Origin of the sequence: Streptomyces aureus (genome assembly GCF_000725495.1) — a bacterium.
GTDB classification, from domain to species: Bacteria; Actinomycetota; Actinomycetes; order Streptomycetales; family Streptomycetaceae; genus Streptomyces; species Streptomyces aureus_B.
The window spans coordinates 190,880-203,581 of sequence record NZ_JNZD01000027.1 but is presented as its reverse complement, the minus strand read 5'-3'; the positions used below and the strand labels follow the sequence as shown (position 1 = coordinate 203,581).

General features: G+C 69.4%; 12 protein-coding genes, 1 pseudogene and 1 riboswitch. Of the genes and pseudogenes, 3 read left to right on the top strand and 10 right to left on the bottom strand.

Annotated features, from left to right (window positions below):
- The 3 genes and pseudogenes from IO36_RS28955 to IO36_RS28945 form a co-directional block, all read right to left on the bottom strand.
- A pseudogene (locus tag IO36_RS28955) lies at positions 1–223 on the bottom strand (hypothetical protein); the annotation flags it as partial.
- A gap of 387 nt (positions 224–610) precedes the next feature.
- Positions 611–1,960, bottom strand: coding sequence for an NYN domain-containing protein (locus tag IO36_RS28950; protein WP_037624016.1), 1,350 nt, complete (start codon positions 1,958–1,960; stop codon positions 611–613).
- A 35-nt stretch (positions 1,961–1,995) separates the two neighbouring features.
- The gene (locus IO36_RS28945) at positions 1,996–2,235 is read right to left on the bottom strand and encodes a hypothetical protein (RefSeq protein ID WP_037624014.1); all 240 of its coding nucleotides are present in this window, start codon (positions 2,233–2,235) and stop codon (positions 1,996–1,998) included.
- A gap of 153 nt (positions 2,236–2,388) precedes the next feature.
- Between IO36_RS28945 and IO36_RS28940 the strand changes: the two genes are divergently transcribed.
- Positions 2,389–3,144, top strand: coding sequence for a rhomboid family intramembrane serine protease (locus IO36_RS28940; protein ID WP_037624055.1), 756 nt, complete (start codon positions 2,389–2,391; stop codon positions 3,142–3,144).
- Between the two features lie 42 nt (positions 3,145–3,186).
- Positions 3,187–3,468 (top strand): Lrp/AsnC family transcriptional regulator, encoded by a 282-nt coding sequence (locus IO36_RS28935; protein WP_037624013.1) that lies wholly within the window; start codon positions 3,187–3,189, stop codon positions 3,466–3,468.
- 39 nt (positions 3,469–3,507) lie between these two features.
- Here IO36_RS28935 and IO36_RS28930 read toward each other — a convergent pair whose 3' ends face one another.
- From IO36_RS28930 to IO36_RS28905, 6 genes are all read right to left on the bottom strand, one after another.
- Entirely contained in the window at positions 3,508–4,881 is a 1,374-nt protein-coding gene (locus IO36_RS28930) for an aminotransferase class V-fold PLP-dependent enzyme (protein WP_037624011.1), read from the bottom strand.
- 187 nt (positions 4,882–5,068) lie between these two features.
- Positions 5,069–5,185: riboswitch (SAM riboswitch) on the bottom strand.
- Positions 5,186–5,269: 84 nt separating this feature from the next.
- A complete protein-coding gene (gene trpD, locus IO36_RS28925; RefSeq protein WP_037624010.1) occupies positions 5,270–6,334 on the bottom strand; it encodes an anthranilate phosphoribosyltransferase in 1,065 nt (354 codons plus the stop codon).
- 169 nt (positions 6,335–6,503) lie between these two features.
- Positions 6,504–8,144: a cytochrome bc1 complex cytochrome b subunit gene (locus tag IO36_RS28920; RefSeq protein ID WP_037624009.1), complete on the bottom strand. Its 1,641-nt coding sequence runs from the start codon at positions 8,142–8,144 to the stop codon at positions 6,504–6,506.
- Entirely contained in the window at positions 8,141–9,214 is a 1,074-nt protein-coding gene (locus tag IO36_RS28915; RefSeq protein WP_037624008.1) for a cytochrome bc1 complex Rieske iron-sulfur subunit, read from the bottom strand. The genes IO36_RS28920 and IO36_RS28915 overlap by 4 nt, the downstream gene beginning before the upstream one ends.
- Positions 9,211–10,020, bottom strand: coding sequence for a cytochrome bc1 complex diheme cytochrome c subunit (locus IO36_RS28910; protein ID WP_037624007.1), 810 nt, complete (start codon positions 10,018–10,020; stop codon positions 9,211–9,213). Before IO36_RS28910 ends, IO36_RS28915 begins: the two co-directional genes overlap by 4 nt.
- A gap of 64 nt (positions 10,021–10,084) precedes the next feature.
- Positions 10,085–10,705, bottom strand: coding sequence for an aa3-type cytochrome oxidase subunit III (locus tag IO36_RS28905; RefSeq protein WP_037624006.1), 621 nt, complete (start codon positions 10,703–10,705; stop codon positions 10,085–10,087).
- Positions 10,706–10,907: 202 nt separating this feature from the next.
- On the opposite strand from IO36_RS28905, the gene IO36_RS28900 reads away from it, so the two are divergent.
- The gene (locus IO36_RS28900; RefSeq protein ID WP_037624004.1) at positions 10,908–11,309 is read left to right on the top strand and encodes a response regulator; all 402 of its coding nucleotides are present in this window, start codon (positions 10,908–10,910) and stop codon (positions 11,307–11,309) included.
- Positions 11,310–11,369: 60 nt separating this feature from the next.
- Here the strand turns inward: IO36_RS28900 and IO36_RS28895 are convergent, their stop codons facing one another.
- On the bottom strand, positions 11,370–12,641 hold the full coding sequence (locus tag IO36_RS28895) for a L,D-transpeptidase (protein ID WP_037624003.1): 1,272 nt from the start codon (positions 12,639–12,641) through the stop codon (positions 11,370–11,372).
- Positions 12,642–12,702: the final 61 nt, after the last annotated feature.

The following is a 12,702-nucleotide window of genomic DNA, read 5'->3' as shown; positions in this document are numbered from 1 at the left end:
GCAGCTTCTGCTGCTTCTCCTTGGCGCCGTCGAGCTTCTCGGTCGCCTGCTCGGCCTCTTCGTAGAGCTTGTCGACCTTGGTCTTGACCTCGTCCTTGTTGGGCTTCTCGGACGGGGCCGCGTTGGCGGCGTTGGCGCTCAGCACAACGGCTGCTGCGGCGGCGGTGGTGAGCACGGTCACACGGGCGCGGCTCGGCTGCTTGGGTCGACGGTGGGACGCCACGAAGGCGAGCTCCTTCTTCCTCCAGCCGCCTGCCGAAAACGCCGACGGGCGGTGCCCCTCCACCGTCACTCCCCATGAGTGATCACCCGAGTTAGAGGTTCGAGCCACGACCCTAGTGACCTACTTGTGATCAGTTCAAATCCAAACCTGAAAATTCTTTGTCACCGAGCGCATTCTTTGCCATCAACTCACCTGCAGTGATGTCCGCTTGACGCTACGTCGCGTGAAGATCCGATCAATTCGGGCATCGAAACGCAGAGGTCACGCATGGTGCGTACGGGGCCCTTGCGACTTAGGGCCCGGATCGACGGAGGCATCGGTTCCGGGTGCGGGCGAGAGCCCGAGCCGAAAACCCACCCCTATCCGAAAAGGTGTCAAAAGGGGCGTTCAGCCACGCGAGAAGCGCTTGAGGAGCACGGCGGACGCCACCGGCCGGGCGCCGGCCTTGGCGATCCCGTCGGCCACCTCGCGGTCGGTCGAGACGACGATGACCGGGCGGCCCGGCGGCTCGGCCCGCACCAGCTGACGGATCAGCTCGTCGGCCGTGACCCCCGGCTTGGAGAACAGCACCCGCACCCCGCGCGGGGGCGCCAGCAGGACCGGCGCCGCCAGTTCGGCCCCGTCGAAGACACAGGTGACCTCGGCGCCGGTCTGCGCGGCGAGCTGCGAGAGCTGTCCGAGCAGCCGCAGCCGCTGCTTCTCCAGCGGCATCTGGGGATAGCCGGTCTTGGTGACGTTGTAGCCGTCGACGACCAGATGCGCCTGCGGCAGCGCGAGCAACTGGTCGAGGATCGCGGGGTCGTTCTCGGACAGCGCGCGCGTCGCGATGTCCTTCGGGGTCATCCGGCCCGGCTCGACCGCCTCGACCGTCTCCGCCGGCCGCACGGAGACGGGGGGCAGCGCCAGTTCCCGGCGCAGCCCCTGGGCCGCGTCCAGCACGGTGTCCAGCAGCAGCCGCACCCGCATGTCCTCGACGCTGCGCCCCTCGCGGGCCGCCTTGCGGGTGGCCTCCAGCGCGGCCTCGGCCTCCGTCAGCCGCGTCTTGAGCCGTCGCGTCTCGCTCTCGGCCGCGGACACCTGCGCCTGGCTCTCCGCCTTCGCCCCGTCCGTCTCGGCCTGCAGCTTGCGCAGGGCCGCCTCGCCGCGCTTGACGTCGCTGAGGGCCCCGCGCAGCTTGCGGTGAAGCGATTCCGCTTCCTTGCGGGCCGACTCCAGCTCCGCGCGCAGCCGTTCGGTCTCGGCGCGGGTCTGCCCGCGAGCCTCCACGAGCTCCGCGCGCAGCCGGTCCAGCTCGGCGCGGTTCTCCTCGTCGGCACGCTCGGCGTCCGCCCGCACGGCCTCCTCGCCGGCCGCGGTCACCAGCTTCACCCAGCCGGCCGGACGCACGACATAGGCCGCGGCCGCCACGTCCAGCGGATCCGCGGCCGGGGGCGGCGCGCCCGAGTCGAGAGCGCCGACGATCTCCGGCTGGGCCTCTCTGAGCTTCTCGGCGATCCGCTGTCTGAACAGCGGATCCGTCTCCAGCGCCGCCGCCATCGCGTTGCCGGCGAACTTGGCGCGACGATTCGGAGCGAATCGGGCGTACTGCCGCAATTGTGCGGGCAGTTCGGTCACCGTCAGCCCGCCGAAGCCGTCCGAGACGATCTGCACGACGCGTCGGCGCACGCCGTCGGGCAGCGGACGGTCGAGCACCTCGGCGGTGCCGTCGTCCGGCTCCCCGCCTGTGGTCTCCACCATCCGTTCACCCCAATATCCGTGCGGGGCCCGCTCCGTCAGGAGCCGGCGCCCGGCCTGTCCACGAGCTCGACCTGATCCACCGCGTTGCACCAACGGCACCGCACCGACTCGATGGTCTCACTGACCACCTCGCGCTCCTCGACCTTCGGCTCACCGGCCAGGTCGAGGTGAACATATTCGACGACCTTCGACGAACGGGTCACATCGAACCGCGTGAGGTTGCCGCACAGGGTGCAGCGCCAGCGGGTCTTGGCGTCGGGCAGGGGAACTGTCATAGGGCAGCCGCTTTCCTTACTAGTGTCCGTCCGACACCGGTCTCCCGGCGCGTCTGGCCGTAACCCTACGGCCTGGCGGGTACCCGACGCTCGGGTGTCCACGGCGGCGAGGCGGCCCGTACCCATTGGTGCGGTTACGTCATGCTCTGCACCATGATCGGCAATTGGAGTGCGACGGTCGGCAGGGCGCTCAGGGGCCGGCCCGCGCCGGTGACGTACGGACTGATCGTCCTGTGCTGTCTGATCTTCGTGATCGGTCCCGCCTCGGGCCTGGACCCCGCGTACGGCACCGGGGACGAGCTGCTGGTCGCCCAGCGGGCGTACTTCCGCCGCTGGGGCGTGGTGCCGGCCGGGCTGTTCGACGGGGCCCCGGGCGAGGCGCTCACCCCGGCGACCGCCCTGTTCATCCACGGCAGCTGGCTCCATCTCCTGGGCAACATGCTCTTCTTCTATGTCTTCGGGCTGATGACCGAGGAGCGCATGGGCCGTCTGGAGTTCGCCCTCTTCTACCTGGGCTGCGGGTATCTGGCCCTGCTCGGTTACGCCGCCGCGAACGCGACCTCGCAGCAGTCCCTGGTCGGGGCCTCCGGGGCGATCTCCGCGGTGCTCGGCGCATTCCTGTACCTGTTCCCCAGAGCCCGGGTGACCAGTCTCTTCCCGTTCCTGTTCTTCCTGCCGCTGCGGTTCCCGGCCTGGGTGGTGCTGCCCTTCTGGTTCAGCCTGCAGTGGCTGGCGGCCGGCCGCAGCACCTCGGGTCCCGGGGTCGCCTATCTGGCCCACCTGGTGGGCTTCTCCCTGGGGTTCGTCTACGCGTGGGCGCGCTTCCGCCGCCGCCCGGCGCTCCGGCCCGCCGTGGGGGTGCTGCCGGGGCCCCCGGTGGAGCGGCCGGGCCGGGTGGACCGCGAGTAGGGTGAGATCCCCAGCAGCGGCCCCCTAGGGAGAGAACCAGCCGTGATCACCGCGATCGTCCTCATCAAGACCAGCGTGGACCGCATCCCCGAGATCGCCGAGTCGATCGCGTCGCTGGAGAGCGTCAGCGAGGTCTTCTCCGTGACCGGCACCTACGACCTCATCGCGATGGTGCGGGTCCAGGCCCACGACGACCTCGCGGACGTCATCCCCGGCAAGATCAGCAAGATCCCGGGGGTCGAGGCCACGGACACGCACGTGGCGTTCCGTACGTACTCCCAGCACGACCTGGAGGCGGCGTTCGCCATCGGTCTGGACTCCTGACCGACGCGCCGCCGCCCCCGGGCGGAGGGACCGCGGGTGTCAGACCGCGGGCACGCAGCGGCCGCCCTCGGTGCGGTACTGCCAGCGCGCGCCGTCCCTGACGAGCTCGCGCACCGCGCGGACGAAGCGCTCGACGTGCTCGTCGGGGGTACCGGCCCCGAAGCTGACGCGGATCGCGTTGAGGGACTTCTCGCCCGGGGCGGCCTCCGGGGCGCCGCACTCCCCCTGGGCCTCGGGGGCGCTGCCGAGCAGCGTGCGGACCAGCGGGTGGGCGCAGAAGAGGCCGTCGCGCACCCCGATGCCGTACTCGGCGGACAGCGCGGCCGCGAAGTGCGAGCTGTTCCAGCCCTCGACGACGAAGGAGATGACGCCGACCCGGGGGGCGTCGTCGCCGAAGAGGGACAGCACCCGGACCTCGGGGACCTCGGCGAGGCCCGCGCGGACGGTGCGGATCAGGTGCTGCTCACGGGCGACGATCCGGTCGAAGCCCTCCTCGGTGAGCGCCTTGCAGGCCGACGCGATGGAGTAGGCGCCGATGACGTTCGGCGAGCCCGCCTCGTGCCGGGCGGCACTGTCGTGCCACTCCACGTCCACGCCGCCGTCCTCGCGCCGGGTGACCCTGCGGCTGGCGCCGCCGCCCGCGAGGTAGGGCTCGGCCTCCCGCAGCCAGTCGGCGCGGCCCGCGAGGACGCCGGAGCCGAAGGGCGCGTACAGCTTGTGCCCGGAGAAGGCGACCCAGTCGACGTCGAGGTCCTGGACCGAGACGGGGTGGTGCGGGGCGAGCTGCGCGGCGTCGAGGACGATGCGGGCGCCGTGGGCGTGGGCGGCGGCGGCCAGCTCCCGCACCGGCCACAGCTCACCGGTGACGTTCGAGGCGCCGGTGACGCAGACCAGGGCAGGTCCGTAGGGGTCGCGGGCGGCGAGGGCGCGCTCCAGGGTGTCGACGGCCTCGCCCGGGGTGCGCGGGGCGTTCAGGTAGGTCACCCGGGCGTCGCGCCAGGGCAGCAGCGAGGCGTGGTGCTCGGTCTCGAAGACGAAGACCTGGCAGTCGGCCGGGAGGGCCGCGGCGAGCAGGTTGAGCGAGTCGGTGGTGGAGCGGGTGAAGACCACCTGGTCGCCGGCGCGGCAGTCGAGGAACTCCTCGACGGTCCTGCGGGCGTTCTCGAACAGGTCGGTGGACAGCTGCGAGAGGTAGCCGGCGCCCCGGTGGACGCTGCCGTAGTACGGCGCGTACGCGGCGACGTCGTCCCACACCCGCTGGAGGGCCGGCGCGCTGGCCGCGTAGTCCAGGGCCGCGTAGGTCACCTCGCCGCCGGTGACGAGCGGGACGGTGACATCCCGGCCGAGAACGGGCAGAGCCCCCGAAGAGTCACGGCAAACGGTCTGGTCGGCGGCAACGGTGGAGACAGACATGGCGAGCTCCTGTGAGAGGCAGGCGGAATCACCGCGCGGGCCGGCCGCGGACAGGGCGGGGCACGGCGCGGGAAAAGGAGAGAAGGGTGTGCGGAGGCGGGGCTCGCAGCCCTAACGCATTCGCTTGCTCACAGAAGGCTCCCTCGAACGACCAGGACCCCTGGTGGTCCGCCCGGAGAGCGGGAGGGGTCCGCGCTTGCCGTAGGCCTCGCTGCCTACGACCTGGTCTTCACCCGGGGCACCCCGCCACGGACGGAGGGTTGCCGGACAGCCGGCCGGGGCCTGATGGCTGTCACTCATGACCTGGTACAGCATCTTGCCAGAGGATCTTCCCCGCGCAAGACGCAGTCCGGATCCTGGACTGTGCCGTGCGCGGGGCTCGGGCGGATCAGGCGTTGCTGGCGGCCACCCAGCGCTCCAGGGTGCGCTTCGCGGCGCCGGAGTCGATCGCCTCGGCCGCCTTCTCCATCTGGTCGCGGAGCTGGCCGGCGAGCGGCGCGCCGGTCGGCGAGAGGGCCACCAGGGCCGCCGCCGAGTTCAGCAGGACCGCGTCCCGTACGGGCCCCTTCTCGCCGTCCAGCAGCCGCCGGGCGACCTCCGCGTTGTACGAGGCGTCGGCGCCGCGCAGGGCCTCCACCGGGACGACGGCGAGCCCGACGTCCCGCGGGTCGAAGCGCTCCTCGGCGACCTTGCCGTCGCGGACCACCCACACGTCGGAGCCCCCGGTGGTGGTCAGCTCGTCGAGGCCGTCGTCGCCGCGGAAGACCAGCGAGGAGTTGCCGCGCTCGGCGAACACGCCCGCCACGATCGGTGCCATCCGGGGATCGGCGACACCGACGGCCTGGGCCTTCACCCGCGCCGGGTTGGTCAGCGGCCCGAGCACGTTGAAGGTGGTGCGGATGCCCAACTGGCCGCGCGCCGCCGCCACATGACGCAGCGCCGGGTGGAACTTGACCGCGAAGCAGAAGGTGATCCCGGCCTCCTCGGCGACCTCGGCCACCCGTTTCACGGGCAGCTGGAGGTTGACGCCGAGCTTCTCCAGGACGTCCGAGGAACCGGAGGCCGAGGACGCGGCGCGGTTGCCGTGCTTGACCACCTTGGCGCCGGTGCCCGCCACCACGATCGAGGACATCGTGGAGATGTTGACGGTCTTCGCGCCGTCGCCGCCCGTTCCCACGATGTCGACGGTGCGTCCGGGCACCTCGATCACGTTGGCGTGCTCGTACATCGCCCGGACGAGTCCGGTGATCTCCTGGACGGTCTCGCCCTTGGCGCGCAGCGCCACCACGAAGCCGGCGATCTGTGCGTCGGTGGCCTCGCCGCGCATGATGCGGTCCATCGCCCAGAAGGTGTCCTCCGCGCTCTGGTCGCGGCCCTCCAGCAGGCCGTTCAGTACCGCGGGCCAGGAACGGCCCGCCGCGGTGTCGCCTCCAGCGGGGTTCACAGCGCTCATGGTCGCTCCTGGGTTCGTCGGTCACGCGGTCGCGGGTGACACGGTCGGGGGTGACGCGGGGTGGATCGTCCCGCAGCACCGGGTGAGTCCACCCTATCCAGCCCGGGAGACGGCAAAGAGCCCCGTCCATTGCATGGACGGGGCTCCTGCCGTGGCGAACAGCCGGGGATCAGTGGTGGCCGTGGCCGCTCGTGATCTCCTTGTACTCCTCGACGGTGGGCTTGGGGATCTGGCCTTCCTCCCCGTAGTAGCCCTTGCTCATCTTGGCGCGCAGCTTCTGCGTGCCCGAGACCTTGCGCTCGACACCGTTCTCGTCGACCGTCGGGCCGATCTCGACCGGCTTGTACTGCTCGTGCGCGGTGAGCGTGTGCAGCGAGTCCTGGCTGAGCGGCTCGTGGACCTCGATGAACTCACCGTGCGGCAGGCGCTTGATGATGCCCGACTCGCGGCCGTGCAGCACCTTGTCCCGGTCCCGGCGCTGGAGGCCGAGGCAGATGCGCTTGGTGGCGAGGAAGGTGAGCACCGGCACGACGAAGAAGGCGATGCGCACGAACCAGGTGATCGAGTTGATCGCCAGGTGGAAGTGCGTGGCCCAGATGTCGTTGCCGCCGCCGACGAGCAGGACGAAGTACCAGCTGATCCAGGCGGCACCGAACGCGGTCCGGGTCGGGACGTTGCGCGGGCGGTCCAGGATGTGGTGCTCGCGCTTGTCGCCGGTGACCCAGGACTCGATGAACGGGTAGACCGCGATGGCGACCAGGACCAGCGGGAAGATCACCAGCGGGATGAACACGCCCAGGACGAGCGTGTGGCCCCAGAGGTTGATCTCCCAGCCCGGCATGACGCGGATGAGGCCCTCGGAGAAGCCCATGTACCAGTCGGGCTGGGCGCCCGTGGACACCTGGTCCGGACGGTAGGGACCCATGGCCCAGATCGGGTTGATCGAGGCGATCGCCGCGATGGCCGCGATGACACCGAAGACCAGGAAGAAGAAGCCTCCGGCCTTGGCCATGTAGACCGGCAGCAGCGGCATGCCGACGACGTTGTTGTTCGTCTTGCCGGGGCCCGCGAACTGCGTGTGCTTGTGGTAGAAGACCAGGATCAGGTGGCCGACGACCAGGCCGAGCATGATGCCCGGCAGCAGCAGCACGTGCACCGAGTAGAAGCGGGCAACGAAGTCGCCGCCCGGGAACTCGCCGCCGAAGAGGAAGAACGACAGGTACGTGCCGACGATCGGCACGGACAGGATCGCGCCCTCCATGAAGCGGACACCGGTGCCGGAGAGCAGGTCGTCCGGGAGCGAGTAACCGGTGAAGCCGGTGAACATGCCGAGGACGAACAGCAGGAAGCCGAAGACCCAGTTGACCTCACGCGGCTTGCGGAACGCACCCGTGAAGAACACGCGCATCATGTGCACGAACATGCCGGCGAGGAAGATCAGCGCGGCCCAGTGGTGGATCTGGCGGATCAGCAGACCACCGCGCACATCGAAGGAGATGTGCATGGTCGAGTTGAACGCCTCGGACATCAGCTGGCCCTGCAGCGGGACGTAGCTGCCGCTGTACTGCACCTCGTTCATCGACGGGTGGAAGAACAGGGTCAGGTACACACCCGTGAGGATGATGATGATGAAGCTGTAGAGGCAGACCTCACCCAACATGAACGACCAGTGGTCGGGGAAGATCTTGCGCATGTTGGACTTGGCCAGGGAGTAGATCCCGAGACGGCCGTCCGCCCAGTCGGCGACCCGCTCACCGGCGGGCGCCTTCTCGCGCGAGGGGCGCGAGTCGGAAGTGGTGGTAGTGCTCATCCGCGCTCCCAGAATGCAGGACCGACGGGCTCCTGGAAGTCGCTGAGCGCTTCGAGGTAGCCCTCAGCGTTCACGCCGATCTGCAGCTGCGGCAGGGCGTGACCGGCCGGGCCGAAGATGACTCGGGCTCCGTCGGAGAGGTCGAAGGTGGACTGGTGGCACGGGCAGAGCGCGTGGTGCGTCTGCTGCTCGTACAGGGAGATCGGGCAGCCGACGTGGGTGCAGATCTTCGAGTACGCCACGATGCCCTGGTAGGACCACTCGAGTTCCTGCTTGTCCTTGATGTCCTCCGGCTGGAGCCGGATGATCATCAGGGCCGCCTTGGCGATCTCCTTCTGGAAGTCCTCGTCGTGCTCCTCCAGGCCCTCGGGCTTGACGAAGGTGAGCGAACCGACGGCCACGTCCGAGGGACGCAGCGGCTCGTTCGTGTTCATGTTGACGAGGAGCTTGCCCTTGGACCACAGGGTGTGGCGCAGCTTCGTGCCGGGCAGCGGACCGAGGTCGCGCAGCAGCATGACGCCGGAGAGCGGGAACAGGGCCAGCGCGCCGAACATCGTGTTGCGGATCAGCTTGCGGCGTCCGAGCGCGGACTCCTTGGCACCCTGCTTGAAGTCGGCCAGGACCTTGGCCTTGACCGCGGGCTCCGCCTCGATCGGGTGACGCTCGTCGGCGATCTCGACGTCCGACATCAGGGTGCGGGCCCAGTGGACCGCGCCCGCGCCGATCGAGAACAGCGCCACGCCGAGGCACATGCCCAGCGAGAAGTTCATCGCGCTGATGTGCCCGAGCGGGAACACGAAGATCGACTTGTCGTTCGGGATCGCCACGTACGAGGCGATGAAGCCGACGGTGGCCACCATCGACAGCACGAACAGCATGGCGACCAGACGCTCGGACCGCTTGGCGGCCCGCTCGTCGATGTCCTGGATGCGGTGCTCGTGGGGCGGCAGCCCCGGGTCCGCGAACGGGTTCTGCTCGTCCGCGACGACTACCGGCGCGTGACCGTGACCGTGGTCGTCGGAGGCCCGCTCGGCGGGCACGTTCTCTTCTGGAATGTCTTGGCTACTCATGACTTCTTGGCCTTTGCGGTCCGAGCGGCGACCCAGACGGCGACGGCGACCAGGGTTCCGAGACCGAAGACCCAGCCGAAGAGGCCCTCACTGACCGGCCCGAGGCCGCCCAGCTCGAGACCGCCCGGGCTCTCGGTTTCGTCACCGTTGACCGCGTCGAGGTACGCGATGATGTCCTGCTTGTTCTTCTCCGACAGCGTGGTGTCGGGGAAGGACGGCATGTTCTGCGGGCCCGTCTGCATGGCCTCGTAGATGTGCTTCGGGTCGACACCCTCCAGGCTGGGCGCGAACTTGCCGTGCGTCAGCGCGCCACCCTTGCCGGTGAAGTTGTGGCACTGGGCGCAGTTGGTGCGGAAGAGTTCACCGCCCTTGGCGATGTCCGCGCCGCCGGGGCTGACCTGGTTCTTGGTCGGGATCGCGGGGCCGGCGCCGAGCGAGGCGATGTAGGCCGCGAGCTGGTCGATCTCGGCCTGGGTGTAGATCACCTTCTTGCGCGGGATCTGAGCGCCGGGCTGCTGGGCCGGCATACGGCCGGTGCCGACCTGGAAGTCGACCGCCGCGGCGCCCACACCCACCAGGCTCGGCCCGTCGGAGCTGCCCTGACCGCCGGTTCCGTGGCAGCTTGCGCAGCCCACGGAGTACAGCTTCTTGCCCTCGGTGATCCCGAGGGACTGGGCGGTTTCATCGGCCTGCGCCTTGCCCGCGGGTGCGAACGCGGCGTACAGCCCCCCGGTGGCCGCCAGCGCGAGGAGTAGGACGACGACCGCCGCCAGCGGATGGCGTCGTCGTGCGGAGAGCTTTTTCACGGATTACCCCGGTGTCAGGATCTTCTGCGTCGGTGCTTCTGGATGTTTCGGGCGGTGGGCCCGATTACTTGATCAGGTAGATCGTGGCGAAGAGGCCGATCCAGACGACATCGACGAAGTGCCAGTAGTAGGACACGACGATGGCGGCGGTCGCCTGCTCGTGAGTGAACCTCCGAGCCGCGTAGGTGCGACCGAGGACCAGCAGGAAGGCGATGAGTCCGCCCGTCACATGCAGTCCGTGGAAGCCGGTGGTCAGGTAGAACACCGAGCCGTACGGGTCGGAGGAGAGCGAGAGCCCGTCCTTCTTGACCAGTTCGGTGTACTCGAAGACCTGACCGCCGATGAAGATCGCACCCATGACGAAGGTGACGATGAACCACATCCGGAGCTTCTTCACGTCCCCGCGCTCGGCGGCGAAGACGCCGAGCTGGCAGGTCAGGGAGGAGAGCACCAGGATCGTGGTGTTCGTCGCCGAGAATGGAAGGTTCAGGCTCGAGGCCATTTCCTTCCAGTGATCCGGCCCGGTCACCGATCGCAGGGTGAAGTACATCGCGAAGAGGGCCGCGAAGAACATCAGCTCGGAACTCAGCCAGATGATGGTTCCGACGCTGGTGAGGTTCGGCCGATTGACCGACGGGTGCGCGTGCCCGGTTTCTACTGTCGTTGCTGTCGCCACGACCGACATTATGTCGGTCGCTTATCCCGCCCTCACGCCGGGGGGTGCCGTTCGGGGTGTTGACGGGGTGTGTCCAGCCCGTATGGACCATCGAAGCCGTGTCCGAACCGGTGTTGACGAGGTGTTCAAGGGAGTAGCATCCGCGCATCGGGCGGGGACGATCAGCCCGATGCGCACGCAGTCCGTACGACGCTGACGTCTCGGAGGAAGAATGCAGCCGACCGCCACGGTGCTGGTCTACAGCGACGACTCCAACACCCGCGCACAGGTGCGGCTCGCCACCGGGCGCAGGCCCGCTCCGGACGCTCCCCTCGTCGAGTTCGTCGAGTGCGCGACGCCGGCCGCCGTCGTCAGGGAGCTCGACAAGGGCGGCATCGACGTCTGCGTCCTGGACGGCGAGGCGGTGCCGATGGGCGGCATGGGGGTGTGCCGGCAGATCAAGGACGAGATCTTCAACTGCCCGCCCGCGCTGGTGCTCATCGGCCGCCCTCAGGACGCCTGGCTGGCCACCTGGAGCCGCGCGGACGCCGCGGTGACCCTTCCGGTCGACCCGGTCGAGTTCGCCGCCTCACTGGCCTCCCTGCTGCGCCGCAGGAACCTGCAGAGCGCATGAGGAACCGCGCCCCTCGCGGGGCGCGGTCTCACAGGCTCACCAGGCTCCGGGGGCCCGGCCTCACACGCTCTCGGGGCGCAGCCGGGCTCGCTGGGCCGGGTTCGGGGCGTCCGGAGACCCGGCCACCAGCGCGCTGCCCTGGCGCCAGTTCTTCCAGTCGAGGTTCCAGTCGCCGAAGCCGTTGCCGAACGCGTCCATCGTCTTGCCGTCCGAGTTGACGACCTTGACTATGTCGCCTTCGTTGAACGTGTTGAAGAACCACTCGGCGTTCTCGGTGCTCATGCCGGTGCAGCCGTGGCTGACGTTGGCGTACCCCTGGGAGCCGGTCGACCAGGGCGCCGCGTGGACGTACTCGCCGCTCCAGGTGACCCGGGTCGCGTAGCGCACCTCCAGGTCGTAGGAGTCCGAACTGCCCTCGGCGATGCCGATGCTGGTACCGCGCATCCGTACGAGGGACTCCTTGCCGAGCACGACCTTGACGCCGTTGCGGGTGTCGAATCCGGGCTTGCCCGTGGTGACGGGGATCTCCTTGATGTCCTGGCCGTTGCGGTAGACCGTCATGGAGTGGGTGGCCGCGTCGGTCAGGGCGACCAGGCTGTCCCCTGTGGTGATCTTCACTGGCTTGGCGTCGCCGCCCCACAGACGGTCGCCGATCCTGAGGCCGGCGAGGTTGCTGTGGGCCGTCACGGTGGCGTGGGCGGGCCAGTACTCCTTGGGGCGGTAGTGCAGCGTCTTGTCGTCGACCCAGTACCAGGCGCCGTCCACCGCGGGGGTGGAGTCGACCCGCAGGGCGCGCTCGACGACCGTGCGGGCGGCCTTGTCCTTGACGGGGGCGCTGAGTTCGGCGGTGATGGGCTGGCCGACGCCGTACCTGCCCGTCTTGGGCCCGAATTCGACGTTCAGCAGCTTCTTGGTCTTCGGCGTGCTGGTGTCGAAGCCGATGACCTTGCGGCCGGGGGCGCCGTCCGAGTCCTCGGTGCTCACGCGGACCGTGTAGTGGGTGCCTGCGGCGAGCGGCGAGGTGCTGTGCCAGCGGCTGCCGTCGGCGGACAGTTCGCCCACCACATAGCGTCCTGAGGCGTCCGTGGCGGTCACGTCGGTGATCCGCCCCGCGTCGCTCTCCGTGGTGATTTCGAGGGGCTTGTCGGGGTCGATCTTGGTCTGCTTCCGGCTGTCCTCGGAGAGACCCTTGAACGAGATCTGTCCCGCCGCGTCGTACGGCTTCGCCGAGAGCGGGTGGTCGTCGGAGCCGCAGGCGACGGCGCCTGCGCCGAGGGCGACCACCAGCGCGGTGCAGCTGACGACCGTGCGGATGCGCGGTGAGTGGTTCATGAGTCCACGCTATGAACGTCCGTCAAGCACGGCGCGCCGGGTGAGCCGTGCGAGGGACGGC

What these genes read in the sequence shown, in the direction of transcription:
- IO36_RS28950 (WP_037624016.1), bottom strand. Translation starts at nt 1,960, where the DNA reads ATGGTGGAGACCACAGGCGGGGAGCCGGACGACGGCACCGCCGAGGTG.
- IO36_RS28945 (WP_037624014.1), bottom strand. Translation starts at nt 2,235, where the DNA reads ATGACAGTTCCCCTGCCCGACGCCAAGACCCGCTGGCGCTGCACCCTG.
- IO36_RS28940 (WP_037624055.1), top strand. Translation starts at nt 2,389, where the DNA reads ATGATCGGCAATTGGAGTGCGACGGTCGGCAGGGCGCTCAGGGGCCGG.
- IO36_RS28930 (WP_037624011.1), bottom strand. Translation starts at nt 4,881, where the DNA reads ATGTCTGTCTCCACCGTTGCCGCCGACCAGACCGTTTGCCGTGACTCT.
- trpD (WP_037624010.1), bottom strand. Translation starts at nt 6,334, where the DNA reads ATGAGCGCTGTGAACCCCGCTGGAGGCGACACCGCGGCGGGCCGTTCC.
- IO36_RS28920 (WP_037624009.1), bottom strand. Translation starts at nt 8,144, where the DNA reads ATGAGCACTACCACCACTTCCGACTCGCGCCCCTCGCGCGAGAAGGCG.
- IO36_RS28915 (WP_037624008.1), bottom strand. Translation starts at nt 9,214, where the DNA reads ATGAGTAGCCAAGACATTCCAGAAGAGAACGTGCCCGCCGAGCGGGCC.
- IO36_RS28905 (WP_037624006.1), bottom strand. Translation starts at nt 10,705, where the DNA reads ATGTCGGTCGTGGCGACAGCAACGACAGTAGAAACCGGGCACGCGCAC.
- IO36_RS28900 (WP_037624004.1), top strand. Translation starts at nt 10,908, where the DNA reads ATGCAGCCGACCGCCACGGTGCTGGTCTACAGCGACGACTCCAACACC.
- IO36_RS28895 (WP_037624003.1), bottom strand. Translation starts at nt 12,641, where the DNA reads ATGAACCACTCACCGCGCATCCGCACGGTCGTCAGCTGCACCGCGCTG.